This is a genomic window from Chitinimonas taiwanensis DSM 18899 (genome assembly GCF_900119825.1).
Taxonomy (GTDB): Bacteria; Pseudomonadota; Gammaproteobacteria; order Burkholderiales; family Chitinimonadaceae; genus Chitinimonas; species Chitinimonas taiwanensis.
Window position 1 is genome coordinate 101,034 of the sequence record NZ_FPKR01000008.1, and the last position, 26,745, is coordinate 127,778.

At 62.8% G+C, this 26,745-nt stretch carries 33 protein-coding genes; 5 read left to right on the forward strand and 28 right to left on the reverse strand.

The genetic code is table 11. The annotated features are described in order from the left end of the window. Positions 1 to 2: 2 nt before the first annotated feature. The 3 genes from BT173_RS11160 to BT173_RS11170 form a co-directional block, all read right to left on the reverse strand. Positions 3 to 1,358: a cytochrome b gene (locus BT173_RS11160; protein WP_072428736.1), complete on the reverse strand. Its 1,356-nt coding sequence runs from the start codon at positions 1,356 to 1,358 to the stop codon at positions 3 to 5. 15 nt (positions 1,359 to 1,373) lie between these two features. Further along, a complete protein-coding gene (gene petA / locus BT173_RS11165; RefSeq protein WP_072428737.1) occupies positions 1,374 to 1,961 on the reverse strand; it encodes a ubiquinol-cytochrome c reductase iron-sulfur subunit in 588 nt (195 codons plus the stop codon). A 213-nt stretch (positions 1,962 to 2,174) separates the two neighbouring features. Continuing rightward, complete coding sequence (locus tag BT173_RS11170; RefSeq protein WP_072428738.1) at positions 2,175 to 2,921, reverse strand: Nif3-like dinuclear metal center hexameric protein; 747 nt, start codon at positions 2,919 to 2,921, stop codon at positions 2,175 to 2,177. A 39-nt stretch (positions 2,922 to 2,960) separates the two neighbouring features. Here BT173_RS11170 and BT173_RS11175 point away from each other — a divergent pair, with 39 nt between their 5' ends. Further along, a complete protein-coding gene (locus BT173_RS11175) occupies positions 2,961 to 4,133 on the forward strand; it encodes a Do family serine endopeptidase (protein ID WP_072428739.1) in 1,173 nt (390 codons plus the stop codon). Between the two features lie 71 nt (positions 4,134 to 4,204). Here BT173_RS11175 and tatC read toward each other — a convergent pair whose 3' ends face one another. The 25 genes from tatC to BT173_RS11295 all read right to left on the reverse strand — a co-directional run bounded on the left by tatC (position 4,205) and on the right by BT173_RS11295 (position 20,868). Beyond that, on the reverse strand, positions 4,205 to 4,945 hold the full coding sequence (gene tatC, locus BT173_RS11180) for a twin-arginine translocase subunit TatC (protein WP_072428740.1): 741 nt from the start codon (positions 4,943 to 4,945) through the stop codon (positions 4,205 to 4,207). Between the two features lie 19 nt (positions 4,946 to 4,964). Then, positions 4,965 to 5,351 (reverse strand): Sec-independent protein translocase protein TatB, encoded by a 387-nt coding sequence (gene tatB / locus BT173_RS11185; RefSeq protein WP_072428741.1) that lies wholly within the window; start codon positions 5,349 to 5,351, stop codon positions 4,965 to 4,967. Positions 5,352 to 5,354: 3 nt separating this feature from the next. Continuing rightward, a complete protein-coding gene (gene tatA / locus BT173_RS11190; RefSeq protein WP_072428742.1) occupies positions 5,355 to 5,573 on the reverse strand; it encodes a Sec-independent protein translocase subunit TatA in 219 nt (72 codons plus the stop codon). Between the two features lie 60 nt (positions 5,574 to 5,633). Next, on the reverse strand, positions 5,634 to 5,993 hold the full coding sequence (locus tag BT173_RS11195) for a histidine triad nucleotide-binding protein (RefSeq protein ID WP_072428743.1): 360 nt from the start codon (positions 5,991 to 5,993) through the stop codon (positions 5,634 to 5,636). 6 nt (positions 5,994 to 5,999) lie between these two features. After that, positions 6,000 to 6,323, reverse strand: coding sequence for a phosphoribosyl-ATP diphosphatase (locus BT173_RS11200; protein WP_072428744.1), 324 nt, complete (start codon positions 6,321 to 6,323; stop codon positions 6,000 to 6,002). A gap of 109 nt (positions 6,324 to 6,432) precedes the next feature. Beyond that, positions 6,433 to 6,828 carry a phosphoribosyl-AMP cyclohydrolase gene (gene hisI, locus BT173_RS11205; RefSeq protein WP_072428745.1) on the reverse strand — a complete coding sequence of 132 codons (396 nt, stop codon included), beginning with the start codon at positions 6,826 to 6,828 and terminating at the stop codon, positions 6,433 to 6,435. Further along, entirely contained in the window at positions 6,825 to 7,595 is a 771-nt protein-coding gene (gene hisF / locus BT173_RS11210) for an imidazole glycerol phosphate synthase subunit HisF (protein WP_072428746.1), read from the reverse strand. Before hisF ends, hisI begins: the two co-directional genes overlap by 4 nt. Positions 7,596 to 7,703: 108 nt before the next feature. Then, positions 7,704 to 8,441, reverse strand: coding sequence for a 1-(5-phosphoribosyl)-5-[(5-phosphoribosylamino)methylideneamino]imidazole-4-carboxamide isomerase (gene hisA, locus BT173_RS11215; RefSeq protein ID WP_072428747.1), 738 nt, complete (start codon positions 8,439 to 8,441; stop codon positions 7,704 to 7,706). A 32-nt stretch (positions 8,442 to 8,473) separates the two neighbouring features. Beyond that, positions 8,474 to 9,115, reverse strand: coding sequence for an imidazole glycerol phosphate synthase subunit HisH (hisH, locus tag BT173_RS11220; RefSeq protein ID WP_072428748.1), 642 nt, complete (start codon positions 9,113 to 9,115; stop codon positions 8,474 to 8,476). A 23-nt stretch (positions 9,116 to 9,138) separates the two neighbouring features. Next, on the reverse strand, positions 9,139 to 9,732 hold the full coding sequence (gene hisB, locus BT173_RS11225) for an imidazoleglycerol-phosphate dehydratase HisB (protein ID WP_072428749.1): 594 nt from the start codon (positions 9,730 to 9,732) through the stop codon (positions 9,139 to 9,141). An 8-nt stretch (positions 9,733 to 9,740) separates the two neighbouring features. Next, the gene (hisC, locus tag BT173_RS11230; protein ID WP_072428750.1) at positions 9,741 to 10,802 is read right to left on the reverse strand and encodes a histidinol-phosphate transaminase; all 1,062 of its coding nucleotides are present in this window, start codon (positions 10,800 to 10,802) and stop codon (positions 9,741 to 9,743) included. Next, complete coding sequence (hisD, locus tag BT173_RS11235; RefSeq protein ID WP_072428751.1) at positions 10,799 to 12,097, reverse strand: histidinol dehydrogenase; 1,299 nt, start codon at positions 12,095 to 12,097, stop codon at positions 10,799 to 10,801. The genes hisC and hisD overlap by 4 nt, the downstream gene beginning before the upstream one ends. A 75-nt stretch (positions 12,098 to 12,172) precedes the next feature. Beyond that, complete coding sequence (gene hisG / locus BT173_RS11240; protein ID WP_072428752.1) at positions 12,173 to 12,832, reverse strand: ATP phosphoribosyltransferase; 660 nt, start codon at positions 12,830 to 12,832, stop codon at positions 12,173 to 12,175. A gap of 141 nt (positions 12,833 to 12,973) precedes the next feature. Beyond that, positions 12,974 to 13,453 carry a nuclear transport factor 2 family protein gene (locus tag BT173_RS11245; protein WP_072428753.1) on the reverse strand — a complete coding sequence of 160 codons (480 nt, stop codon included), beginning with the start codon at positions 13,451 to 13,453 and terminating at the stop codon, positions 12,974 to 12,976. 114 nt (positions 13,454 to 13,567) lie between these two features. Continuing rightward, a complete protein-coding gene (murA, locus tag BT173_RS11250; RefSeq protein WP_072428754.1) occupies positions 13,568 to 14,821 on the reverse strand; it encodes a UDP-N-acetylglucosamine 1-carboxyvinyltransferase in 1,254 nt (417 codons plus the stop codon). A 63-nt stretch (positions 14,822 to 14,884) separates the two neighbouring features. Beyond that, entirely contained in the window at positions 14,885 to 15,010 is a 126-nt protein-coding gene (locus BT173_RS19945; protein WP_281247366.1) for a hypothetical protein, read from the reverse strand. After that, the gene (locus tag BT173_RS11255; RefSeq protein WP_175545592.1) at positions 14,992 to 15,231 is read right to left on the reverse strand and encodes a BolA family protein; all 240 of its coding nucleotides are present in this window, start codon (positions 15,229 to 15,231) and stop codon (positions 14,992 to 14,994) included. Before BT173_RS11255 ends, BT173_RS19945 begins: the two co-directional genes overlap by 19 nt. Positions 15,232 to 15,258: 27 nt before the next feature. Continuing rightward, positions 15,259 to 16,014, reverse strand: coding sequence for an ABC transporter permease (locus BT173_RS11260; RefSeq protein WP_072428756.1), 756 nt, complete (start codon positions 16,012 to 16,014; stop codon positions 15,259 to 15,261). Between the two features lie 14 nt (positions 16,015 to 16,028). Then, positions 16,029 to 16,934: an ABC transporter ATP-binding protein gene (locus BT173_RS11265; RefSeq protein ID WP_072428757.1), complete on the reverse strand. Its 906-nt coding sequence runs from the start codon at positions 16,932 to 16,934 to the stop codon at positions 16,029 to 16,031. A gap of 128 nt (positions 16,935 to 17,062) precedes the next feature. Next, a complete protein-coding gene (locus BT173_RS11270; RefSeq protein WP_072428758.1) occupies positions 17,063 to 17,860 on the reverse strand; it encodes an MlaA family lipoprotein in 798 nt (265 codons plus the stop codon). A gap of 10 nt (positions 17,861 to 17,870) precedes the next feature. Next, positions 17,871 to 18,164: an STAS domain-containing protein gene (locus BT173_RS11275; protein ID WP_072428759.1), complete on the reverse strand. Its 294-nt coding sequence runs from the start codon at positions 18,162 to 18,164 to the stop codon at positions 17,871 to 17,873. 1 nt (position 18,165) lies between these two features. Further along, complete coding sequence (locus BT173_RS11280; RefSeq protein ID WP_072428760.1) at positions 18,166 to 18,777, reverse strand: MlaC/ttg2D family ABC transporter substrate-binding protein; 612 nt, start codon at positions 18,775 to 18,777, stop codon at positions 18,166 to 18,168. Positions 18,778 to 18,789: 12 nt separating this feature from the next. Further along, entirely contained in the window at positions 18,790 to 19,272 is a 483-nt protein-coding gene (gene mlaD, locus BT173_RS11285) for an outer membrane lipid asymmetry maintenance protein MlaD (protein ID WP_072428761.1), read from the reverse strand. After that, a complete protein-coding gene (gene mlaE / locus BT173_RS11290) occupies positions 19,272 to 20,066 on the reverse strand; it encodes a lipid asymmetry maintenance ABC transporter permease subunit MlaE (RefSeq protein ID WP_072428762.1) in 795 nt (264 codons plus the stop codon). The genes mlaD and mlaE overlap by 1 nt, the downstream gene beginning before the upstream one ends. After that, positions 20,059 to 20,868, reverse strand: coding sequence for an ABC transporter ATP-binding protein (locus BT173_RS11295; RefSeq protein ID WP_308417578.1), 810 nt, complete (start codon positions 20,866 to 20,868; stop codon positions 20,059 to 20,061). Before BT173_RS11295 ends, mlaE begins: the two co-directional genes overlap by 8 nt. 353 nt (positions 20,869 to 21,221) lie before the next feature. On the opposite strand from BT173_RS11295, the gene mshL reads away from it, so the two are divergent. Genes mshL through BT173_RS11315 form a run of 4 tightly spaced genes read left to right on the forward strand, consistent with a single transcriptional unit; the run spans position 21,222 to position 26,744 of the window. Then, positions 21,222 to 23,060, forward strand: a complete 1,839-nt coding sequence (gene mshL / locus BT173_RS11300) for a pilus (MSHA type) biogenesis protein MshL (RefSeq protein WP_072428764.1) — start codon at positions 21,222 to 21,224, stop codon at positions 23,058 to 23,060. Then, positions 23,057 to 23,857 (forward strand): tetratricopeptide repeat protein, encoded by an 801-nt coding sequence (locus tag BT173_RS11305; protein WP_072428765.1) that lies wholly within the window; start codon positions 23,057 to 23,059, stop codon positions 23,855 to 23,857. Before mshL ends, BT173_RS11305 begins: the two co-directional genes overlap by 4 nt. Further along, positions 23,854 to 25,542, forward strand: coding sequence for a GspE/PulE family protein (locus BT173_RS11310; protein WP_072428766.1), 1,689 nt, complete (start codon positions 23,854 to 23,856; stop codon positions 25,540 to 25,542). The genes BT173_RS11305 and BT173_RS11310 overlap by 4 nt, the downstream gene beginning before the upstream one ends. Beyond that, positions 25,542 to 26,744 (forward strand): type II secretion system F family protein, encoded by a 1,203-nt coding sequence (locus tag BT173_RS11315; RefSeq protein ID WP_084658457.1) that lies wholly within the window; start codon positions 25,542 to 25,544, stop codon positions 26,742 to 26,744. Before BT173_RS11310 ends, BT173_RS11315 begins: the two co-directional genes overlap by 1 nt. The last annotated feature ends 1 nt before the right edge of the window (position 26,745 follow it).

The window sequence follows — 26,745 nt, forward strand, 5'->3', positions numbered from 1 at the left end:
GATCAGACCAGCTTGCCGAACACGAAGGCGCCCAGCACGGCCAGCAGCGCATATACGGCAAAGCCGATCTGACGCTGGGTGTTGGTGTCGGTGGTACGGGCCGGAACCGGCGTCGTACCCACATCGTTCTTGGTGTACAGCGGCATGAACAGGAAGAAGCCGAAGTAGATCACGCTGAACACCTGCGACAGGATGGTGCGCAGATTGGTGGCCGGCTTGGCGCCCAAGATCCCCAGGCAGATGAAGGAGATGATGAACAGCACCAGGGCGATCTTGAAGTTACGACCACGGTAGCGGATCGACTTAACCGGGCTGCGATCGAGCCAAGGCAGGAAGGCGATGATGACCACGGCGGCACCCATGCCGATCACACCCCAGACCTGGGTACCCAGGAAGGACGGGATCGCACGCAGAATCGCGTAGAAGGGGGTGAAATACCAGACCGGTGCAATATGCGCCGGCGTCTTCAGCGGGTCAGCCGGGTCGAAGTTCGGGTATTCGAGGAAGAAGCCGCCCATCTCCGGTGCGAAGAACACCACATAGCTGAACGCCACCAGGAAGACGGCCACACCGAGGATGTCCTTCACTGTGTAATACGGGTGGAAGGGAATGCCATCCAGCGGAATACCGGTCTTCGGATCCTTGTTCTTCTTGATCTCGACGCCATCCGGATTGTTCGAACCCACTTCGTGCAGCGCCACGATGTGCGCGACCACCAGGGCCAGCAGCACCAGCGGCACGGCAATCACGTGCAGGGCAAAGAAGCGGTTCAACGTCGCGTCGGACACCACGAAGTCACCACGGATCCACACCGACAGGTCCGGGCCGATCACCGGGATGGAAGCGAACAGGTTCACGATCACCTGGGCGCCCCAGAAGGACATCTGGCCCCATGGCAGCAGATAGCCAAGGAAGGCTTCGGCCATCAGGCACAGGAAGATCAGCATGCCGAAGATCCAGATCAGCTCGCGCGGCTGCTTGTAGGAGCCGTAGATCAGACCGCGGAACATATGCAGATAGACGACCACGAAGAACATCGAGGCGCCGGTCGAGTGCATATAGCGGATCAGCCAGCCACCTGCGACATCGCGCATGATGTATTCAACCGACATGAAAGCCACCGAGACATTGGTACCTGGAATCAGGTTGCCGTCCGGCTTGTAGTTCATGGTCAGGAAGATACCGGTCACGATCTGGATCACCAGCACCAGCAGGGCCAGCGAACCAAAGAAGTACCAGAAGTTGAAGTTTTTCGGGGCGTAGTACTCGGACAGATGCTCCTTGTACATCTTGGTCGCCGGGAAGCGATCATCCACCCAGTTCATCACGTTGCCCGCCAGGGCTTGTAGCTTGCTCATCTCAGGCCTTCCCGCTTATTTATCTTCGCCGACCAGCAGTACGCCTTCGCTGACGTATTTGTAGGGCGGGATATCGAGGTTCTTCGGGGCCGGTACGCCGGAGTACACCCGGCCGGCAAGGTCGAACTTGGAGCCGTGGCAGGGGCAGTAGAAACCGCCAACCCATTCCGGGCCGAGGTCGGCCGGTGCCAGATCCGGGCGGAAGGTTGGCGAGCAGCCCAGGTGGGTACATACACCGAGCGCCACCAGCACATTGGCCTTGTCGGCACGTGCACGGGTCTTGTTCTTCGCGTATTCGGGCTGGTCGCTGCCATCCGAATTCGGGTCGGTCAATTGGCCCTCGATCTTGGCCATATTGTCGAGCATTTCCTTGGTGCGGTTGACTACCCACACCGGCTTGCCACGCCACTCGACGTCGATCTTCTGACCGGGTTCGAGCTTGCTGATATCGACCTCAACCGGTGCGCCGGCAGCCTTGGCGCGCTCGGACGGGAAGAAGCTGGCAATGAAGGGCGTAGCGACCCCGACCACGGCAACGCCACCCACGGCGCCGGTCGCGAGCGTCAGGAAGCGCCGCTTGCTGTTGTCCACTTGATTCGTCATACCCAGTCCCTGACTTTCTGACTTTTTAAATAATGGTCTAACCAAAACTGCGCGATTTTAACCGATTCCCCCCGCTTGCATAAGCCTTTACCGGCATGGGGTTATTCGCTGCGAGCCGGCTGCATGGTGCCTAGGCAGCGAATCTGGATCGAAGCGCAGCCCACCTTCACGATCAAGCATGCCGGCTAAGCGGCGCGCCTGCTCTGATCAGGCTCAAAGCGGGTTGTCGATTTCGACATAGCGCCAGTCGAGATCGAAACGCTCGGCCAGATGGGCGCCCAGCGCCTGCACGCCATAGCGCTCGCTGGCATGATGGCCGGCCGCGATAAAGCCCGCACCCAGCTCCACTGCAGCATGGTAGTTGTGTTCCGACGCTTCGCCAGTCAGATAGCAATGGCAACCGGCATCCAGCGCGGCCTGGAAATAGCCTTGCGCGCCGCCGCTGCACCAGCCTACGCGGCCCAAGCGCAGGTCTGGGTTGCCGATCACAGTAGGCTTGCGCCCTAGCGCCCGCTCGACCCGCGCGGCAAAGCTGGCCAGCGTCTCGCCCGGTGTGGGCGTGCCTAACCAAACCATGTCCTGCTCGCCGGTACGGCCATCCGCCTGCAGGCCAAGCTTCGCCCCCAGCTGGGCGTTATTGCCGAGCTCAGGATGGGCATCCAGCGGCAGATGATAGGCGAGCAGGCTGATATCGTGCTGCAGCAGCTTGGCCAGGCGGCGCTTCTTCATGCCAATCAGGCGCGGATCCTCGTTTTTCCAGAAATAGCCGTGATGCACGAGGATCGCATCGGCCCGCCAGGCTATCGCGGCATCGATCAAGGCCTCACTGGCGGTAACACCGCAGAGCAGCCGGCGCAGCTCGGTACGACCCTCGACTTGCACCCCATTGGGGGCATAGTCCTTGAAACGGTCGATTGCCAGCAGTTGTCCGGTATAATTTTCCAGTTCACGCAATAACATAGCGCAGTTTTCTAAGGCTCTCTCGCAAGCGCCCCATCCATGAAAAGACTTTGGCTGATTTTCGCACAAACCACTACCGTGGGTTTGGCGCTCTGGTTTCTCGCCACCTTGCTCAAGCCTGCCTGGCTGCCGCAGCGCATGGCCGAAGTTGTCACCCTGACCCAGACGCCAGCCGTTCCGCCCAAGCAATTGGCCAAAACCGGCAGTTACCGCGATGCGGTTCAGCATGCCATGCCCAGCGTGGTGAATATCTATACCAGCAAGGCAGTGCGCAGCAAACGCCACCCGCTGCTCGACGATCCGCTGTTCCGACGCTTCTTCGGCGACCGCTTCGAGGGCAATGAGAGCCAGCGCACCTCCAGCCTCGGTTCCGGCGTCATCGTCAGCGCGCAGGGCTATATCGTCACAAATAACCATGTGGTCGAGTCGGCCGATGAGATCCAGGTGGCGCTGTCCGATGGCCGCTCGGCCGAGGCCAAGGTGGTCGGCACCGACCCGGAAACCGATCTGGCCGTGATCAAGATCGAGCTCGACCAACTGCCCGCCATCACCTTCGGCCAGGTCGATACGCTGAATGTGGGCGATGTGGTACTGGCCATCGGCAACCCCTTCGGCGTGGGCCAAACGGTGACCATGGGCATCGTCTCGGCGCTCGGTCGCACCGGCTTCGGTATCAATACCTTCGAGAACTTCATCCAGACCGATGCCGCCATCAACCCTGGCAATTCGGGCGGCGCGCTGGTGGACAGCCAGGGCAGCCTGGTCGGCATCAATAGCGCGATCTATTCACGCACCGGCGGCAGCATGGGCATCGGTTTCGCGATTCCGGCCAGCACCGTGAAGAACGTGATGGAGCAGATCATCAAGGATGGCGCCGTCACGCGTGGCTGGATAGGCGTGGAGACCCAGGACCTGACGCCGGAACTGGCTAGCAGCTTCAAGCTCGACAGCACGGATGGCGTATTGATCAATGGCGTGGTGCGTGGCGGTCCGGCCGATAAGGCCGGCGTGAAGCCAGGCGACGTACTGGTGGCGGTGAACAATAAGGCGGTGGTCGACTTCACCGATATGCTCAACCAGATCGCCGCTCAGGCGCCAGGCAGCAGCACGCAGATCGCACTGGTGCGCGGTGGCAAGCCGTTGGCGCTGGCGGTCACCATAGGCAAGCGCCCCAAGCTGGCTGCGCAGGTGCAGCCGGATGAGGAAGAGTAGGTCAGCACGCACAATAAAAAACGCCATCGTAACGATGGCGTTTTTTATTGTCTGCTGCGCAGAGGTACGGTTCAGCCCTCTTCGCTAGCCAAGGGCTTGGGGACGATCAACCAGGCCGACAGCACCACGCCCAATTCATACAGCAGCCAGAGCGGCACAGCCAGCATGATCTGAGACAGCACATCGGGCGGCGTCACCACGGCGGCAATCACAAAGGCACCGACAATCACATAGGGGCGAATCTCGCGCAGCTTGGCGATGCTGACCAGGCCCATGCGCACAAGCACCATCACAATGACCGGGGTTTCGAAAGTCACCCCGAACGCGATGAACATACCCAGCACGAAGGACAGGTATTTATCGATATCGGTCATCATGGCCACCCCTTCCGGCGTAGCGGCGGCCATAAAGCCGAACACCACCGGGAAGACCAGGAAGTAGGCGAAGGCCATGCCAACCGCGAACAGCAGCACGCTGGAAATGATCAGCGGGATAACCAGGCGTTTTTCATGCTGATACAGGCCAGGCGCCACAAAGGCCCAGGCCTGGTACAGCGTGTGCGGCAAGGTAATCAGGAAGGCCACCATGCCGGTGATCTTCAGCGGCACGAAGAAGGTGGCGGTCACATCGGTCGCGATCATGCTGCTACCGGCCGGCAGCACCTTGAGCATGGGCAGGGCGAGCAGATGGTAGATATCGCCCGACCAGTGAAACAGGATCAGGAAGACCAGCAAGAGCAGACCGGCTGCGCGCACTACGCGGCTGCGCAACTCGATCAGGTGCTCGATCAGCGGTTGCAGGTCGGCATTCATGGACACGGGGAAAACCTAACTAGCGCTGATCGCGCTCAGGGCGGGGGCCGGCAGACGGAGAGAACAGGTCGAACTGCTTTTCATCCGGGCGAGGGGGAGCGGGCTCGGCCAAGGCCGCCTGCGTGTCCTGCACCGCCTGCGCGACGCCAGACTCGATCGGCGCCACGCCGCCCTGCAGGTCATCACCGAGCTTGCGGCCAGCCTCATTCATTTCAGCTTCCAGCTGACGCAGGCCATCGAGTTCCACCTCGCGCTTGATGTCGGCCTTCACATTGGCCACATAGCGCTGCAGACGCCCGAGCAAAGCACCCACGGTGCGGGCCACCTTGGGCAAACGTTCGGGGCCGATCACGACCAGCGCGACGGCCCCTACCACCATCAGTTCACCAAAGCTGATGTCGAACACGGCTTAGCGCTTGTCCTTGGCCGTGTCGTTGTCGAATACGCGCGCGCCATCCACCTGCTTTTCGGCGATCTTGGGCTGCTCTTCTTCCGACTTCATGCCTTCCTTGAAGCCCTTCACTGCCGAGCCAAGATCCTTGCCAATATTGCCCAGCTTCTTGGTGCCAAATACCAGCGCCACAATCACCAGAACAATCAGCCAATGCCAGATACTGAAGGAACCCATTGCCATAACTCCTGAAGATAAAGCGGCCTGCCGTGCAGGCCGCGGAAAATGAAGTGACCCTTACTGGATCAGCTGCGCCATCATGGTTTCCGCCTTGCCGCCGCCGCCGAACACATGCAGATGCAGATGGAAGACCGACTGACCGCCCTGCGCACCGGTATTGATCATGGTGCGGAAACCCTCGCCCAGGCCCTGCTCGCGCGCCAGTGCCGGCGCCTTGGCCAGCAGCTTGCCCAATAGGGCCTGATCGGCCTCCTGCGCGGTGAGCAGCGACTCAATATGTCGCTTGGGCACGATCAGGAAATGAACGTTCGCAATCGGATGAATATCGTGAAAGGCAATCACGTCCTCATCCTCGTAAATCTTCTTGGCCGGAATTTGCCCGGCGACGATCTTGCAGAAAATGCAGTTATCACTCATGGCAGCTTACTCCGGACGTGCATTCTTTTCGTCGATACCCGAGATGCCCTCGCGCCGGGCCAGCTCGGCCAGCACATCGTTCGGCCCCAGGCCCTGTTGCGCCAGCAGCACCAGGGTGTGGAACCACAGATCGGCCACTTCGCGCACCAGGTGCAGCTTGTCCCCATCCTTGGCGGCCATCACCGTCTCCACCGCCTCCTCGCCCACCTTCTTCAGTATGCTGTCCAGGCCCTTGTGCATGAGCTTGGCGGTATAGGACGTGCTCGGATCGGCCCCTTTACGGGCTTCGATGGTATCGGCAAGTCGGGCAAGGATATCGGCGTTGACCATGGTCAGGGCTCTGGAAAGACGGGCGATTATAGGCGGGGAAAAAGACAGTTGGGTTACAAGTCTTGCATGCGCACGCAGAGCGTGGGCAATTTGTGCGCAAGCGCGCGTCTCAGTGCCCGTGCCCAGCCTGGTAAATGGCGGCGGGGTCCTTCAGCACTGGGTCGGTGATCTGCCAGGCCTCGCCCACCAGCTTGCGATACAGGCAGCTTTCCCGCCCGGTATGGCAGGCGATACCGCCGGCCTGCTCGATCTGCAGCACGATCACATCACCGTCGCAGTCGAGGCGTAGTTCGCTGACGGTTTGCAGATGCCCGGACTCCTCACCCTTCTTCCACAGTTTCTGGCGCGAACGCGAGAAGTAATGGGCAATGCCGCTCTGTGCGGTCAGGGTCAGCGCTTCGCGATTCATGTACGCGACCATCAGCACGCGCTGGGTCTTGGCATCCTGGGCGATCGCGGTCACTAGGCCCTTCTCGTCCCAGCGCACTTCATCCAGCCAGTTCATAGCCGCACCTCGATGCCCTGCTCGCGCATCAGCTGCTTGGCCTCACCCACGGTGTGGTCGCCGAAATGGAAGATGCTGGCAGCCAGCACCGCATCGGCATGGCCGAGCTTGATGCCATCGGCCAGGTCCTGCAATTTGCCCACGCCGCCCGAAGCGATGACCGGAATCTGCACCGCATCACTGACCGCCCGGGTCAGCGCCAGATCGAAGCCCGAGCGCGTACCGTCCTTGTCCATGCTGGTCAGCAGAATCTCGCCCGCGCCGCGCCTTTGCATTTCCAGCGCCCACTCCACCGCATCCAGGCCGGTGGCATTGCGGCCACCATGGGTGAATACCTGCCAGCGCGGTGCTTCGCCCGGCTGGCTGACGCGCTTGGCATCGATGGCCACCACGATGGCCTGCGAGCCGAAGTAGCCGGCCGCGTCCTCCACCACCTGCGGATTGGTCACCGCGGTGGTATTGATGCCGACCTTATCAGCGCCAGCATTCAGCAGTCGACGCACATCCTCCACCTTGCGCACGCCGCCACCCACGGTCAGCGGAATGAATACCTGCTCGGCCACCGCCTCAATGATGTGCAGGATCAGGTCGCGGTTGTCCGAGCTCGCGGTGATATCGAGGAAGGTCAGCTCATCGGCGCCCTGCTGATCGTAGCGGCGCGCGATTTCGACCGGGTCGCCCGCATCACGCAGACCGACGAAATTGACGCCCTTGACCACGCGGCCATCGGTGACATCGAGACAGGGGATGATGCGTTTGGCAAGCACGGGGAAGCCTAGTGAAAAGTGAAACGTGAAGGATGAAATGTGGCGATTGGCGGTCACGCGCGATGCAGCGCGTTCCACCACTCGCTGTTCACGTTTCACCCAAGGCGATCAGGCGCCCAGCTCGTCGGCCAGGGTCTGCGCGGCGGCGAAATCCAGCGTGCCTTCGTAGATCGAGCGACCAGCGATCACGCCCGCCACGCCCTCGCGCTCCACTTCGCACAGCTGCTTGACGTCATTCAGATTGGTCAGCCCGCCCGAGGCGATCACCGGCACGGTCAGTGCCTGTGCCAGGCGCACGGTGGCCTCGATATTGATGCCGCTGAGCATGCCGTCGCGGCCGATATCGGTGTAGATGACCGACTCGACGCCGTAGTCCTCGAAGCGCTTGGCCAGATCGACCACATCGTGACCGGTAATCTTGCTCCAGCCATCGATGGCCACCTTGCCGTCCTTGGCATCCAGACCCACGATGACGGCGCCGGGGAAGGCATCGCAGGCTTCATGCAGAAAGCCCGGGTTCTTCACCGCGGCGGTGCCAAGGATTACATAGCGCAAGCCGGCATCCAGATACTGCTCGATGGTTTCCAGATCGCGGATACCCCCGCCGAGCTGGACGGGAATCTCGGTACCGACCACTTCGAGAATCGCCTTCACGGCGGCCAGATTCTTTGGCTTGCCGGCAAAGGCGCCGTTCAGGTCGACCAGATGCAGGCGACGCGCGCCGGCATCGAGCCAGCGCTGGGCCATCTGGGCCGGGTCACCGAAGATATCGGCGGAATCCATTTCACCTTGTTTGAGGCGGACGCACTGACCGTCTTTCAGGTCGATGGCGGGAATGATCAGCATGGCGGTTGTTTGGTTGGGGTAAAGGAATCAGCTTAGGCGACGCCATTCCAGGCGACGAAATTGCTCAGCAATTTCAGCCCGGCGGCATGACTTTTTTCCGGGTGGAACTGGGTGGCGAAGATATTAGCGCGGGCCACCGCCACCGTGAAGGCAAACGGATAGGCACTCTCGCCCACGATCAGTGACGTATCCGGGGTATGCATATAGTAGCTATGCACGAAGTAGAAACGCTCGCCGGACGGGATGCCCGCCCAGAGCGGATGTGCGCGAGTCTGGTGGACCTCGTTCCAGCCCATATGCGGCACCTTCAGACGCTCGCCCTCAAGCTGCATGCGCTCGGCCGGGAAGCGCAGCACCTGGCCAGGGAACACGCCCAGCGCCGGCGTATTACCGCCCTCCTCGCTCATCTCGAACAAGAGCTGGGCGCCCACGCAGATGCCAAGGAAGGGCTTCTTGCTGGCGGTGTCCAACACCACCTCGCGCAGACCCCGTTCGGTCAGTTCGCGCATGCAGTCACGCATGGCGCCCTGGCCGGGGAAGACCACCTTGTCGGCGGCGGCAATCACGGCTGGATCGCTGGTGAGGGTCAGGGTGTGATCCGGGGCAACCTGCTGCAGAGCATTCATGACCGAACGCAGATTACCCATGCCGTAATCAATGACGGCGATTTGCATGATATTGGCTTTCGCTGGTTGGCTCAGGCGGTCAGGGTGCCCTTGGTGGAAGGCATCGCGCCAGCGGCACGCTCATCGTATTCGACCGCCATGCGCAGCGCGCGGCCAAAGGCCTTGAAGATGGTCTCGGCCTGATGGTGGGCGTTCTTGCCCTTCAGATTGTCGATATGCAGGGTCACCATGCCGTGGTTGACGAAGCCATGGAAGAACTCACTGAACAGATCGACATCGAACTGGCCAATGCTGGCGCGCGTGTATTCCACGCCGTAATCAAGGCCGGGCCGACCGGACAGGTCGATCACCACGCGGCTCAAGGCCTCGTCGAGCGGCACATAGGCGTGGCCGTAGCGACGAATGCCCTTCTTATCACCGAGCGCCTTGGCCAAGGCCTGGCCCAGGGTGATGCCGATATCTTCCACCGTGTGATGGGCATCGATATGCAAGTCGCCCTTGGCCACGATGTCGAGATCGATCAGACCATGGCGGGCGATCTGATCCATCATGTGATCGAGAAACGGTACGCCGGTATCGAAGCGGCTCTTGCCCGAACCATCGAGATTGAGCGTGACGGTGATCTGGGTTTCCAGGGTGTTACGGGTAACGGTAACTTGGCGCATGGCAGGTCTCAGAGGCAGTTCGGCAAGGCAGCCAGCACCGCATCATTCTCGGCGGGGCTACCAATGGTGAAGCGCAGGCAATCTTCCAGCAGCGGATGGCTGCCGTGCAAGCGTTTGATCAGGATGCCGGCCGCTTTCAGGGCGGCAAAGGTCTTGTCCGCATCGGGCACCCGCGCGGTCAGGAAGTTGGCTTCCGAGGGGAATACCGTCACCCCCGGCAAGACCGCCAGGGCCCGCTGCACGCGGCTGCGCTCGCTGCGCAGCAAGGCAGCCTGCTGATCGAACACCGCAAGGTGATCGAGCGCGAACAGCGCGGCGGCCTGGGTCAGCACATTGACGTTATACGGTGGGCGCACCTTGTCGAGCTCATTGATCCAGTGCGCCGGGCCCGCCGCATAGCCCAGGCGAATGCCCGCCAGGCCAAGCTTGGACAGCGTGCGCATAACCACCAACTTGGGGTGGCTGCCGGCCAGACCCATGAAGCTATCGCTGGCAAAGGCGGTATACGCCTCATCGACCACCACCATGCCGGGCGCAGCGGCCAGAATCGCCTCGAGTTCCGCGCGCTGGTACAGCGGGCCGGTCGGGTTGTTTGGATAGGCGAGGAAGACCACAGCCGGCTGCTCGGCTGCAATCGCGGCCAGTATGGCATCGAGGTCCAGGCTGAAGTCGGCCTTCAAGGGCACGCCCACATAGGCAAGCTTGCTAAACACGGCATTCAGCTTGTACATGACGAAGGACGGCTCGGCCGCCACGACCTTGGCGCCGGGCCGGGCCAGGGCCTGGCAGATCAGGGTAATCAGCTCGTCCGAGCCATTGCCGAGGATCACACTGGCCGCAGCCGGAATCGCAAACGCCGACTTGAGCTTTTCCTTCAGACCACCGCCCTGCGGGTCGGGATAGCGATTGAGCGCCGCCTGCGCCAGGCGCTGACCAAGCTCGGCCTGCAAGTCGGCCGGCAGCGGGAACGGGTTCTCCATCGCATCGAGCTTGATCAGCCCGCTCGCGTCAGCCACATGGTAGGCGGCCAGCTCGGCAATCTCGGGCCTTACCCAGTCACGCGCATTCATGCTTGATCCTTCAAACGGTATTCGGCCGATTTGGCATGGGCGGGCAGGCCTTCACCATGCGCCAGCACGCTGGCAATACGCCCTAGTGTCTGCGCGCCAGCTTCCGAGACATAGATGAGGCTGGAGCGCTTCTGGAAGTCGTACACACCAAGCGGGCTGGCAAAACGCGCGGTGCGCGAAGTCGGCAGCACATGGTTGGGGCCGGCGCAGTAGTCGCCCAGCGCTTCCGAGGCAAAGCGGCCAAGGAAAAAAGCCCCGGCGTGGCGAATCTTGGCCTGCAGCGCCCAGGGGTCGACCACCGACAGTTCCAGATGCTCAGCGGCAATCTGGCTGGCAATCTCGGCTGCATCATCCAGATCGCGCACCTGTATCAGCGCACCTCGATTAGCCAGGCTCTGCGCGATGATGTCGCGGCGCGGCATGCTGGGCAGCAGCTTCGCTATGCTGGCCGCCACCTGCTCCAGATAGGTGGCATCCGGGCAGAGCAGGATGGACTGGGCGATCTCGTCATGCTCGGCCTGGCTGAACAGGTCCATGGCTATCCAGTCAGGGTCGGTCTGGCCATCGCAGATAACCAGGATTTCGGACGGACCGGCCACCATATCGATGCCGACTACGCCGAATACCGCGCGCTTGGCGGCCGCTACATACTGGTTGCCCGGTCCGGTCACCTTGTCGACCTGCGGGATGGTGGCGGTGCCATAGGCGAGCGCCGCCACGGCCTGTGCACCACCGATGGTGAAGGCGCGATCCACGCCGGCGATATAGGCGGCGGCCAGCACCAGATCATTGCGCTCACCGCGCGGCGTGGGCACCACCACGATGATCTCGCCCACCCCGGCCACCTTGGCGGGAATCGCATTCATCAGCACCGAAGATGGATAGGAGGCCTTGCCGCCCGGCACATACAGACCCACGCGATCGAGCGGCGTCACCGCCTGACCCAGCACCGTGCCGTCGTCTTCGGTGTACTGCCAGCTGTGCTGGACCTGCTGCTCGTGATAGCGGCGCACGCGCGCGGCGGCGGCTTCCAGCGCTTCACGCTGCGTGGTGCTCAGGCGTTGATAGGCGGCCTCCAGCTCGGCGCGGCTCAGCTCGAGTTCGGCCATGCTGCTGGCGTTCAGGCCATCGAAGCGATTCGTGTATTCGACCACGGCCGCATCACCGCGCGCCTTCACATCGGCCAAGATGCGCGCGACAGCGACATCCACCTCGGGGTTCTGGGCGGTCTCGAAGGCCAGCAGGGCGGCCAGTTGGGCGGGGAAATCGGCGGAGCTACTATTCAGGCGTCTCATACGGGGTTCACTCTGGGCACCAAGCCTGTGACCCGGTGCGTGTTAACACGGGGCCGGCACCTAGGTGCAGACCCCTCAGGCGTGATGATGCTCGGCGTGTTGCGCAGTGGCGTGCGCGAAAGCATCCAGAATCGGCTGCACACCGGCGCGCTTGAGCTTGAGCGAGGCCGGGTTAACCACCAGGCGCGAGCTGACATCCAGCACATGCTCAACCGCCACCAGCTTATTGGCCTTGAGCGTGCTGCCGGTGCTGACCAGATCGACGATGGCATCGGCCAGGCCCACCAGCGGCGCCAGCTCCATCGAGCCATACAGCTTGATCAGGTCGACATGCACGCCCTTGGCAGCAAAGTGCTCGCGCGCCGATTCGACGTACTTGGTGGCCACGCGCAGGCGCGCGCCCTGCTTGACGGCTGCGTGGTAGTCGAAGCCCTCGGCCACCGCCACCATCAGTTTGCAGGCGGCAATCTGCAGATCGAGCGGCTGATACAGGCCAGCGCCGCCATGCTCAAGCAAGACATCGTAGCCGGCGATGCCGAGGTCGGCGGCGCCGTACTGCACATAGGTGGGCACATCGGTGGCGCGCACGATGACCAGGCGCACATCGGCACGGTTGGTACCGAGAATCAGCTTGCGCGAACTCTCGGGATTCTCGGACGGCACGATGCCGGCCGCGGCCAGCAGCGGCACGGTCTCTTCGAAGATGCGTCCTTTGGACAGGGCGATGGTAATCATGGCAAGGCAGAAAACAGCAGGAGACGGATTATGCCGGCCAGACCCAGGGCTGGCGAGCAATACTTGTCTATCACCATCATAAGGAAAAGTTATTTACCCATCAGATGCTTAGCCAAGTTCATGCGAAACTTGTCTAGTCAATCAACGGTATTCCGGGTGCTTGTCGATAAAGCGTTGCAGGCGCTGGCCAGCCATCTTGCGCACCTTGTTGCGCAACAGCGGCGACCAGCCGAGCAGATAGCCGGGCAGGCCCAGGGCCATGCGGCTCCAGGCCCAGAAGTCGAACTGGTCGCGATGGCGCCAGATCAGACCGTCGCGGAATTCGAATTGGGCGTGGATGCGATTGGTGACAGTGCGGCCGGTTTGCGAGAATGGGTAGACCGCCACCCAGTTGGCCGAACCGCGCCCGGCCGCGCCTTCCACGGCAGAGAAACTGACGGCCAGATCAGTGGCACCTTCCAGCAGCATGCGCCACATGGCGCCCGGCGCGCGGCCGCGCAAATCGGTAAACGCGGGGTCGGAGAACTGCGCCTCGGGGTGGTAGCAGGCCGCCATGGCGGCCCAGTCGCGGCGCTGGAAGGCCGCGTAAAAGCGGGTGATCAGTTCGGCTTCGGCAGTCATACGGCGCCTCCCACGGGCAAAGCGCCTTTAAATCACAAAGCCCGGCCAGGCGACAAGGAATATGCCGCCCACCGGGCTTACTGACTCGCGTTGTGGCTTTCGCCGCAGCGGGGCTTACTGGGTACGTTCGATCAGCGCGCCGACACCGCCGAGCTTGGCTTCGATATGCTCGTAGCCGCGGTCCAGATGGTAGATGCGATCGACGATGGTCTCGCCCTCGGCCGCCAGGCCCGCAATCACCAGCGAGGCCGAGGCGCGCAGATCGGTGGCCATCACGGTCGCACCGGACAGACGCTCCACGCCACGCACCACGGCGGTATGGCCGTCGATATGGATGTCAGCCCCCATGCGGGCCAGTTCCGACACATGCATGAAGCGGTTTTCGAAGATGGTCTCGGTGATCACGCCGGTGCCGGTGGCCAGGGTGTTCATGGCCATGAACTGGGCCTGCATATCGGTCGGGAAGGCCGGGTAGGGCAGCGTGCGCAGGCTGACCGCCTTCGGGCGCTCGCGCATCTCGATGGCGATCCAGCCATCGCCGGCCTCGATATAGGCACCGGCTTCGCGCAGCTTGTCGAGCACGCTTTCCAGGATATTGGCGCGGGTATTGCGCAATAGCACCTTGCCGCGCGCCAGCATCACCGCGCACAGGAAGGTGCCGGTCTCGATGCGGTCCGGCATCACCGCATGCTCGGCGCCATGCAGGCTGGCCACGCCTTCCACGGTAATCGTGTCGGTGCCGTGGCCGCTGATCTTGGCGCCCATCTTGATCAAACATTCGGCCAGATCGACCACCTCGGGCTCGCGCGCGGCGTTTTCCAGCACGGTCACGCCATCGGCCAGCACGGCAGCCATCAACAGGTTCTCGGTGCCGGTCACGGTCACCATGTCGGACATAAAGCGCGCACCCTTCAGGCGCTTGGCGCGGGCATGGATATAGCCATGCTCGATATTGATCTCAGCGCCCATGGCCTGCAGACCCTTGATGTGCTGCTCGACCGGACGGCTACCGATCGCGCAACCGCCAGGCAGCGACACGCGCGCCTCGCCAAAACGCGCCAGGGTCGGACCCAACACCAGAATCGACGCGCGCATGGTCTTCACCAGCTCATACGGCGCTTCCAGCTTGTCCACGCCCGCGCCGGTCAGCTCGAACTCGTGCACATTGTCCGTCATCACGCGCATGCCCATGCCCTGCAGGAGCTTCTGGGTGGTCAGCACATCGCGCAGCTGCGGCACATTGGTCAGGCGCAGGGTGTCGGCCGTCAACAGGCTCGCGCACAGAATCGGCAGCGCCGCATTCTTGGCACCCGAGATGCTGATTTCGCCTTCCAGGCTGGGGCCGCCGGTAATCTTGAGTTTTTCCATGTCTTTCAACCTGTAAGGCCGCCACAGGGCAGCGGCACGATCATCTATGTGATGGCGGCGCAGCTAGCGCCAGATCCAGTACAGCACCAGCAGCACGAATAGCCAGGGCAGGTTCACCAATACTAGTCCGAGCCGGCTGAAACCTGCCGGCTTGTCGGGCTTGGCCGGTTTCAGGCGCGGCTCTTCCATTCGTGCGGGCTGAAGGTTTTCATCGACAGCGCGTGGATTTCCTCGCGCATGCGTTCGCCCAGCGCCTGGTAGACGAGCTGATGCTGGCGCACACGCGGCAGGCCATCGAAGGCGCGCGCCACGATGATGGCCTCGAAGTGATGGCCATCGCCGCTCACCTCCAGCACCTCGCAGGCAAGGCCGGCAGCGATGTATTGTTTGACTTGTTCAGGGGTAACCATGATGGGGGACCAGTAAGAAATCGGGGCTCAGTGGCGCAGCTTATAGCCGGTGCGCAACAGATGCAGGGTAAACAGGGTCAAGAGGGCAAAGGTGCTGCCCACCACGCTCAGGCTCAGCCAGGGCGACACATCGCCCACGCCAAAGAAGCCGTAGCGGAAACCATCGATCATGTAGAAGACCGGGTTCAGGTGCGAGACGCCCAGCCAGAACACCGGCAGGGAATGGATCGAATAGAACACGCCGCTCAGAAAGGTGAGCGGCACGATGATGAAGTTCTGGAAGGCCGCCAGCTGGTCGAATTTCTCCGCCCAGATGCCGGCGATCATGCCGAGCACGGCCAGCACGCCCGAACCGAGCAGGGCAAAAGCCAGCACCCACAGCGGGTGTTTGAGCTCGGGCAGCACGAACAGGCTGGTGAACAGCAACACGCCCGCGCCCACCACCAGGCCGCGCACGATGGCCGCCAGCACATAGGCAAGGAAGAACTCCAGGCGCGACAAGGGCGGCAGCAGGATGAACACGATATTGCCGGTCAGCTTGGACTGGATCAGGCTGCTCGAGGTATTCGCGAACGCGTTCTGCAGCATGGACATCATGGCCAGGCCAGGAATCAGGAAGGCGGTGTAGCGCACACCCGGATAGGCTTCGACATGCGCTTCCAGCACATGCGAGAAGATCAGCAGATACAGCACGGCGGTCAGCACCGGCGCGGCCACGGTCTGGAAGCTCACCTTCCAGAAACGCAGGATTTCCTTGTAGAACAGGGTGTAGAAGCCTTGCATACGGTTCGAGGGCCTTAGCCCGCCTTCCTTCCCATCACATCGAGGAATACCGACTCCAGGTCGGGCTGGACGATTTCGATATCGCGCAGACTGACACCCGCCTCGCGCACGCAGGCCAGCATCGGCTCAAGCTGCTTGCAGTCATCGAGGCGCAACAGATACGCCCCATCACGCTCGCTGACCAGCAAGGGTTGCAAGGCCGCCGGCAGCGCATCGGGCAAAAGACGCAGCGACAGTAAGCGGGTCGAATGCGATTGCATCAGCGCCACCTTGTCATCCAGCGCCACCAGCTCGCCCTGCTTGAGCATGGCGATGCGGTTGCACAGGGTTTCCGCCTCTTCCAGATAGTGGGTAGTCAAGACGATGGTATGACCTTCATCGTTCAGGCGTTGCACGAAGGCCCATAGGGTCTGGCGCAGCGCCACATCCACGCCAGCGGTCGGCTCGTCCAGCACGATGACCGGCGGCTTGTGCACCAAGGCTTGCGCCACCATCACGCGCCGCTTCATACCGCCCGACAGCGCACGCATATTGGCATTTGCCTTGTCGGCCAGACCAAGATTTTCCAGCAGCTCATCAATCCAGGCGTCGTTACGGCGCAGGCCGAAATAGCCGGACTGAAAGACCAGCGTTTCGCGCACGGTAAAGAAGGGATCAAAGGTCAGCTCCTGCGGCACGATGCCGACCTGGCGGCGCGCGGCGCGGTAATCGGCCTGCACATCGCAACCCATCACGCTGGCCGAACCCGAGTCGGGCCGGGTCAACCCGCCCAGCACCGAGATCAGCGTAGTCTTGCCGGCGCCATTCGGGCCCAGCAGGGCGAAGAACTCGCCCTCTCGCACCTCGAGGTCGATACCCTTCAGGGCTTCGAAGTCCCCGAAGCGTTTCTTGACGGCAGAGAAGCGGATGGCTGTAGACATGGGCGGATCAGTGCGGAAAGGCGGAATTGTACCTAGAGCGGCCTGCTCAATCAGTTTTTTCGCAACTAGTACTGGCAAGCAGAATAAGCAAAGCGGCCCGGGGGCCGCTTGCATCCACTACCAGCGCGCTAGGGCGCGGGCTTGGCCTCCTGGGCCTCGATTTTCTCCACCCCGGACATATCAAGATCCTTCACATCGATCTCTTCCTCGTCCATTTCGAGCGGCTCACCCAGTTGCAGCGGTTCGGGCGGGCGACCGTCCCAGACCAAGCTGTAGCGGCGCTGCAGATAGCCATCGCGCACAAAGGTGTACTCATCACCAAACGCCGCCGCCTGCATGGTTTCTTCTACCGACAGCAGGTTGGCACGCGTATCGATCAGGCGCAGGCCGGTCAAGCCGTAGCCCAGCAATGTGTCGTTGATATGGATGCCCGGGTCGGTGTAGTAAACGCCCACATAGTCAACGCTATCGCGCAAGGTCTTGGGCCCCAGCACAGGCAGCACCAAGTAGGGGCCAGAACCCACGCCCCAGTGGCCAAGCACCTGGCCGAAGTCTTCATTGCGCTTGGGCAGGCTAGGCGCCATCGAGGCGATATCGATCAGCCCACCCAGGCCCAGCGTCGTGTTGATTAGTACGCGGCCCACATCGGTCGTACCCTGGCGCCACTTGCCTTGCAGGAAGTTGGACGCGCCGCTGTAGGCGTCGGACAGATTGCCGAAAAAATTACCCACCGCGGTACGCACCGGGCGCGGCGTAACCGCGGCATAGCCCTCGGCCACCGGCTTGAGCACCGCCTTGTCCAGCGTCGAATTGAACGCATACACCTTGCGATTCATCGGTTCGAGCGGGTCGTAATGATTGGCCGGCGTGGCACAGGCGACCAACAGAAGCGGGCTGAGCAAGAGGGGGGCAAGCAGGCTACGCATCGCAAAGTCCTCAGGCAGCGCTGGCTGCAGCGTCGGCAGAAAACTGCAGGAAGTCTTCCACGCCATACAGCGCGGCCAGGCTAAGCAGGCTGGCGGGCGGATTGTGCAGCGTGAGCTGGCGGCCGGCCGCGTGGGCCTGGCGCCGCCATTGCAGCAGCAGGCTGATGGCGGTCGAATCCACTTCCGCCACCTCGCTCAGATCCAGGCAGAGCGCCGGCGCCACCAGCTGGGGCGCCACCTCGCGCTCGACCCGGCAGATTGAGTCGAGCACCAGACCGCCACTCAGGGTAATCCGCTCACTCATCTCAGTTGGCCGAGGTCTTGGCCGGCTGAGCGGCATTGCGGTCGGCCAGCGCCTTGATCAGGCCATCGATGCCGTCCTTCTGGATGGTCTGGTTGAAGCTGGTGCGGTAATTGGTCACCAGGCTCACCCCTTCCACCGCCACGTCATACACCTTCCAGCCATTACCGGTCTTCAACAGACGGTAGTCGATCGGGAAAGGCTGACCGCTGGCGGTGATCACCTCGGTGCGCACAGTGGTATCGGTGTCGGCATCGGCCATCTTGACCGCCTTCACATTGATTTCCTGCACCTTGTTGGCGCCCACGGCGGTCGAGTAGGTACGCACGAGCAGAGTACGGAACTCACGGGCCAGCGCAGCCTGCTGCTCAGGCGAAGCCTGGCGCCAGTACTTGCCCACGGCCAGTGCGGTCAGGCGGTTGAAGTCGAAAATCGGCAGCACCTTGGCTTCGACCAGATCGCGGAAACGCTTGTCGGACGGCGACAGCTTTTCCGTCTTGATCACCTCCAGCACTTCCTTGCTGGTATTGCGCACCAGCTGCTCGGGCGCGGGCACATCGGCGGCAGCCACATTCAGGCCAGCCAGCAGCAGGATAAAACCGAGAAATTTACGCATGTCTATTTCCTATTATTGGGCGGATTTCGCCTCTGGGGGATTCTCCGCCGCCTTGCTGAACATGAACTGACTGATCAGTTGTTCGAGCACGATGGCCGACGAGGTGAGGCTGATTCGATCGCCATTCTTGAGCATGGTTTCCTCGGCACCCGGCGTGAGGCCGATATATTGGTCACCCAGAATGCCCGAGGTCAGGATCTCGGCCGAGGAGTCCTTGCTGAACTGGAATTGCTCTTCCACATCCATGGTCACCACGGCGCGGTAGGTAGTCGGATCGAGCTGGATGCTGGCCACGCGGCCCACCAGCACGCCGGCGCTCTTGATCGGCGCCTTGGCCTTCAGGCCGCCGATATTGTCGAAGGCGGCGGTAACCCGGTAGGTGGCATGACCATTGGCCGAGGAGATATTGCTGACGCGCAGCGCCAGGAAAGCCAGTGCAGCCAAGCCCAGGATTACAAACAGACCGACCCAGAAGTCGTAGAAGCGGCGATTCATCAAACACCTCGGAACATGAAAGCGGTCAGGATGAAATCCAGACCAAGAATGGCAAGCGAAGACGTGACCACGGTACGGGTGGTGGCACCCGACACGCCCTCAGCAGTCGGCGGCGCATCAAAGCCCTCGAACACGGCGATGATGGACACGGCCACCCCGAACACCACGCTCTTGATCAGGCCGTTACCGATATCGTTGTACAGATCGACCTGGGACTGCATCTGCGCCCAGAAGGAACCAGCATCCACACCGATCAGCACCACACCGACCAAATAGCCGCCCAGAATGCCCATGGCCGAGAACAACGCAGCAAGGATGGGCATGGACAGCACGCCGGCCCAGAAGCGCGGTGCAACCACGCGGGCCAGTGGGTTGACGGCCATCATCTCCATGGCAGCCAGCTGCTCGGTCGCCTTCATCAGGCCGATTTCCGCAGTGATCGCGGAGCCGGCGCGGCTAGCGAATAGCAGACCCGCCACCACCGGGCCAAGCTCGCGCAGCAGGCTGAGCGACACCAGCACGCCCAGCGCTTCCGACGCGCCAAAGCGCTGCAGCGTATCGTAGCCCTGCAGACCCAGCACCATGCCGACGAAGAGACCAGAGACCAGGATGATCACCAGCGACAGCACGCCGGTGAAGTACACCTCGCGGATGATCAGATTGAAGCGGCGGAAAGCGGTGGCGGAATGCCACAGCACCGCGCTGAGGAAACGGAAACCGAAGCCCAGCTTGATCAGGGCATCGACGGCCGGCGCGCCAAAACCGCGAACGCGGGCACTAAGCCACTCAAGCATTTTTCAACCCCATCAATTCTTCTGCATACGGTTTGGCCGGGTACTGGAAGGGCACCGGGCCATCGGGAAGGCCGCCGACGAACTGGCGCACGAAGGGTTCCGTGGAGGCGCGGATTTCATCCGGCGTGCCCTCCGCCACAATCGCGCCTTCCGAGACGAAGTACACATAGTCGACGATCTGCAGTGACTCGACCACATCGTGGGTGACCAGGATGGAAGTGGCGCCGAGCGCATCATTGAGCTGGCGGATCAGCTGGCCAACCACACCGAGCGAAATTGGATCGAGGCCCGCGAACGGCTCGTCATACATCATCAGCATCGGGTCGAGCGCAATCGCACGCGCCAGCGCCACCCGGCGCGCCATCCCGCCCGACAGCTCGGACGGCATCAGCTTGGACGCGCCGCGCAGACCGACTGCATTCAGCTTCATCAGCACCAGATCACGGATCATGCTTTCCGGCAGATCGGTGTGCTCACGCATCTGGAAGGCCACGTTGTCGAACACCGACATATCGGTGAACAGCGCGCCGAACTGGAACAGCATGCCCATCTTGCGGCGCAGCTGGTACAGGCCGTCCGAATCGAGCTCGTGCACGACCTTGCCGGCCACGCGTACCTCGCCCTTGGATGGCTTGACCTGCCCGCCGATCAGACGCAGCAAGGTGGTCTTGCCACAGCCGGAACCACCCATGATGGCAACAACCTTGCCCTTGGGAATCGTCAGGCTGATTCCCTTCAGGATGGTGCGGCGGTCATAGGCAAAGGTGACGTTGTCGATGGCGACAAGAGGGTCTGCGGACACAGCGGGGGTGCTCAGTGGCATTGGGTGGCGAATTTTAGGTGAAGGGTGGGTGTGACACCAATTAGGAATAACCGTTCATGTTGCAGTGCGGCAACATTATCTCACCCTCGTCAAGCAGATGCATGCCGGCCTATGCAAAAAGCATTTTCGCAGCGCGGTAGCGGCGCCGCACCCGCTCAGGCGACAGTATTTGGGGGCGCATCAGGCTGTTTCAAGCCTTTGGGCGGAAATGCCCGTTTGCACATTTCCGTTGCCATCGATTTTTTTCCTATAACGGCATGCGACCCGCGGAGGAAACGGGCCGATTTAAAAACAGCCTGACCCAATAACGACAAAACAAGGTTATCGCGCCCATGCGTCTACTCGCGCTCTTGCTGCCCGCGCTGGCGACCGCCTGCGCCACGCAGCCGCTGCGGCTGGAGCCCGGCCGGCATGCTGCCGCACCGTCCGCGCGCCCAGCCGATCTGCCCGCCATCGTCGAGCGACCGAGCTTTCTGCCGCCGCCCAGCCCCAGCCGCAAAGCCGACACCTATAGCGTAGTGGCCAGCAATCTGCCGGTGCGCGAGCTTTTGTTCGTACTGGCGCGCGATGCCAATCTGAATGTCGATGTGCATCCGCTGATCGAAGGCACGGTCACCCTGAATGCGCTGCACCAGACCCTGCCGCAATTGCTCGAGCGCATCGCGCGCCAGGTGGCGATGCGCTACACGCTCGAACATGGCGTGCTAGTGATCAGCCCCGACACCCCGTTCATTCGCAGCTATAGCGTCGACTACGTCAACGTCAGCCGCAGCACCCAGGGCAAGGTGGCCATTTCCACCTCGGTGGCAGCCACCGGCGGCAGCGTGGGCAGCGCAAATGGCGGCGGCGCCGAAGGTCGCAATAGCTCGGGCACCGAGGTGAACAATCTGTCCGAGAACAAGTTCTGGGAGCGCCTGGAAACCAATCTGCGCGAACTGATCAGTGCTAGCCGGCGAACCAGCCGCGCCCTGCGCAAGGAACGTGCAGCACTAAACGAGGGCGTGACGCCGACCCATGCGGCCGAACAGCAGCCAGAGAGCGAGCGCCAACGCCAGGAGGCGCGCCTGAAGACCGCGCAGGCACTGGCACCCGCCGGCAATGGCGCCCCAGCCCTACTGTCCATGGTGCTGAACGAGCCCAAGCCCGCCAGCGCGGAAACCGAGCAGGCAGGTGTCGATGTGTTCATCCACCCGGAAAGCGGCGTGGTTAGCGTAAATGCCACCGCCAGCGAACACGCCAAGGTGCGTGAGCTGCTGGAACGCATAGCCCAGGGCGCGCGGCGCCAGGTGCTGATCGAGGCCACCATTGTGGAGGTGCTGCTCAGCGACCAGTACCAAGCCGGCATCGACTGGCGCATCTTCAAGCCGGGCAATGGCTTGAATCTGAGCCAAAACCTGACTGCCAACCGCTTTACCGATTCGCCACTCTCGGTACTCACCTATACCAATCTGGCCAGCGGCTGGCTGGGTGGCGCCGACTTCACCGCCACCATCAAGGCGCTCGAGCAGTTCGGCAAGACCAAGGTGCTGTCCAGCCCGAAGATCATGGCGCTGAACAATCAGACCGCCTTGCTCAAGGTGGTGGATGAGAAGGTCTATTTCACCACCAAGCTCGAGGTGACCGCCGCCACCGACAATGCACCCGAGCGGCGCGAATACACCTCAGAAATCCGCACCGTGCCGGTAGGCGTAGTGATGAGCGTCACGCCACAGATCGCCGACAATGCCATGGTCTCGCTCAATGTGCGCCCGACCATTTCGCGCATCACCAGCTACAAGATCGATCCGGCCCTGCGCCTCAGTGGCAGCGAAGTCGACAATCTGATCCCGGAAATCCAGGTACGTGAGCTGGAATCCACGCTCAAGCTGGCCGACGGCCAGATGGCGGTGCTGGGCGGGCTGATCCAGGACAATCTGCAGACCAGTCGCGCAGGCGTGCCGCTGCTATCGCGCCTGCCCTTGCTGGGCGATCTGTTCAGCTACCGTGAAGACGAGGCCACTAAGACCGAGCTCGTGATCTTCATGCGCCCGGTAGTCGTGCACGACCCCAGCCTGAATGGTGAGCTGCGCGAGTTCCGCCAATTTCTGCCCGGCAGCGACTTCTTCAGCCGCGCCGCGGATGAAATCTCCGTGTTCCAGAACGGCTTGAGTGCACGACAGGAGGGGCCATGAATCGCTACCCGCTGTGCCGGGACCGGCTTTGGCGCGGCTGCGCGCTATCGATGGCGGCACTCTTGGTCAGCACCATTGGCCAGGCAGAGGCCAGTGCCGAGCCGCTCATCAGCCCCGGCACGCAAGCCGCACCGCCCGCAGCGCGCACCAAAGCACACGACCGCGCCCAGATTCTGGCCAGTCCACCGCCCAGCAGCCGTCTGCGCGTGCAGCGCAACGCTGCCGAGCCGGCGCTTGCGCCCCGCCTCAAGGAGGCCTACACGGCCTTCCAGCAAGGCGATGACGCACAGGCCGAGCACCACTATCGTCAGCATCTGCAGCAAGACCCACGCAGCCGCGACGCCCTGCTCGGCCTGGCCGCCCTGGCACTGCGCCAGACTCGCCTGGAAGTGGCGCGCGCACTGTATCAACAGCTATTACGCCTCGACCCGCTCGATCCGATTGCCCGGGCGGCGCTGCTCAGCCTGAACCCACAGGCCCAGGCCGAGGCGAGCGAACGTCAGCTGCGGCAGCTGCATGACAGCCACCCGCAAGCCGATACCGCCGCCGCCCTGGGTAGCCTGCTGGCCCGGCAGGGGCGCTGGCGCGAGGCGCAGCACTATTACTTCCAGGCCCACCATGCCGAGCCGCAGCAGGCTGATCATGCTTTCAATCTGGCGGTCAGCCTCGATGCCTTGGGCGAAGGACGGATGGCGGCCGGCTTCTATCGCCAGGCCTTGAACCTGGCACAGCAGGCGCGTGCCAGCTTTGATGTACTAGCCGCCACCCAACGGCTCAGCGAGCTGGAGCGGCCATGAACGAGGTCAAGTCACCACTGGGGGAACTCTTGGTCGGCAAGGGCGTGATCAGCGCCGATCAGCTGCGCATCGCGCTGACCGAGCAGCGCAAGTCCAGCCTGGCCCTGGGGCAGGAGCTGGTGCGGCTGGGCTTCGTCTCAGATGCCACACTGCGCGAGGCGCTGTCAGAAAACCTGGAGCAGGATGCGGTCGACCTGGCCCATGTGCTGCCCACGGCCAACGCGGTGGCGCTGATTCCCAAGGACATGGCCAAACGCCATCTGCTCTTACCGCTCTCCCTGGATCCGGCCTCCGGCCAGCTGCGCATCGCGATGGCCAACCCGAAAAATCTGGTCGCGCTCGATCAGCTGCGTGCGCTGTTACGCAATGCCTATCAGCTTGAGCCGGTGTTGGCGGCCGAGGCCGACATCCTGCGCGCGATCGAGCAGCACTATGGCTATGAGCTGTCGCTGGACGGCATCCTGCATGAAATCGAAACCGGCCAGCTCGACTACGCGAGCCTGAGCAGCCAGCTGGCCGAGTACAGCCAGCCGGTGGTGCGCCTGATCGACGCGCTGCTGGCCGATGCCGTGCATCGCGGCGCATCCGATATGCATTTCGAGCCCGAGGCGCACTTCGTACGCATCCGCTATCGCATCGACGGCGTGCTGCGTCAGATCCGCAGCCTGCACAAGACCTACTGGCCAGCCATGGTGGTCAGGCTGAAGGTGATCTCGGGCATGAATATCGCCGAGACGCGCGCGCCTCAGGATGGGCGTATCTCGCTCAGCATCGCCGGCCGCCCGCTCGACTTCCGCGTGGCCACCCAGCCCACCCTGCATGGCGAGAATCTGGTGCTGCGCATACTCGACAAGCAGAAAGGCCTGCTGAAGCTGGAGGAGCTGGGCCTGCCCGACGACAGCCTGGGCGTGCTCAAACGCATGATGGCGCGCCCCGAAGGCATCATCCTGGTCACCGGGCCGACCGGCTCGGGCAAGACCACCACGCTCTACTCCCTGCTCAGCCACCTCAACCACGAAGCGGTCAATATCATGACCCTCGAGGACCCGGTCGAGTACCCGCTGCCGCTGCTGCGCCAAACCTCGGTCAGCGAGAAGATCGACTTCGCCGGCGGCATACGCGCGATGCTGCGTCAGGACCCGGACCTGATCCTGATCGGTGAGATCCGCGACCAAGATACCGCCGAGATGGCACTGCGTGCGGCCATGACCGGCCACCAGGTGTATTCCACCCTGCACACCCATTCGGCCATCGGCGCGATTCCGCGCCTGCTGGACATGGGCATCCTGCCCGACATCCTGGCCGGCAATATCATCGGCATCGTGGCGCAACGTCTGCTGCGCCGGCTTTGTCCGCATTGCAAGCAGCCAGACACCGCCAGCGCCGCGGAGCGCGCCCTGCTGGGTCGGGACGACGACGCAGCCCTTCCGATCTGGCGCGCCCGTGGCTGCGCACGTTGTGATGAGCACGGTTATCGCGGCCGGCTGGCGGTACTGGAAATCCTCAAGCCGGACGAGGCGCTGGATGAGCTGATCGCGCGGCGCGCCACGCCGCGTGAATTGCGCCTTCAGGCGGAATCCAGCGGTTTTCGACCGCTGGCCGGGGACGCCATCCGGCGCGTGCTGGAGGGTGCGACCTCGCTGGAAGAAGCACAGCGCGTGGTCGACCTGACGGAGCGACGCTGATGCGCTACCGCTATCGAGCCATCGACCAGGACGGGCGCCGCCAGCGCGGTCGGCTCGACGCGCAGAACAGCGCAGCGCTTGAACTGCGCCTGGAGCGGCTTGGCCTGATCCTGATCGATGCCCAACCACTGGCACCCACGCTCCGGCTGTGGCGGCGCGCACCGGTCACCCGCAGCCAGCTGATCGAGCTGTGCTTTCACCTCGAACAGCTGCTGAACGCCGGCGTGCCACTGCTCGACAGCTTGGCCGATCTGCGCGACAGCCTGCCGCAGGGCCGCCTGCGCGTGCTGATCGCCAGCCTGATCGAGGACATCGAGGGTGGCCAGCCGCTCTCGCATGCGCTGGCGCGTCACCCGGCGGTGTTCGACCGGGTATTCGTCAGCCTGATCGAAGCCGGGGAAACCAGTGGCAAGCTGCCCGAGGTGCTCCAGCACCTGGTGGAAACACTGAAGTGGCAGGACGAGCTGGCTGCGCAGACACGGCGCCTGCTCATCTACCCTAGCCTGCTGGGCCTGATCATCGGCCTGGTGCTGCTTTTCCTGCTGCTCTGGCTGGTCCCCAATCTGGCCAGCTTCATCCGCAATATGGGCCAGACGCTGCCCTGGAATACCCGCCTGCTGCTCAACCTGTCCGAGCTATTGCGCAGCCAGCCCCATCTGCTCGCCCTGCTGGCCGCCAGCCCGTTTGCCGCATGGGGACTGTGGCGCTGGCTCGATCCCACCTACCGATACAAGGTCGACCGGCTCACGCTCGCCCTGCCCTATCTGGGCCCGGTGCTGCAGAAGATCATGCTGGCGCGCTTCGCACGCTATTTCGGCCTCATGTACGGCGCGGGCATCCCGATTCTGGACAGTCTGGCGGTGCTGGAAGGCGTGGTCGGCAATAGCGCGCTCGCCCACAGCCTGGCACAGGCTCGCCGCGATATCAGCGCCGGTCAGGGCCTGGCCGCCAGCTTCGAGCGCCTGCGCCTGTTTCCGCCGCTGGTGATCCGCATGCTGCGGGTGGGTGAAAGCACCGGCGCCATCGACCGCGCGCTCGGCAATGTCAGCTATTTCTACAGCCGCGATGCGCGCGAAAGCATCGCCCGCCTGCAGCTGCTCATGGAGCCAATGCTGACCCTGCTGCTTGGCGTGCTGCTCGGCACGGTCATGCTGTCGGTGCTCGGCCCGATCTACGATTTGCTCAGCCAGATCCGTTACTGAG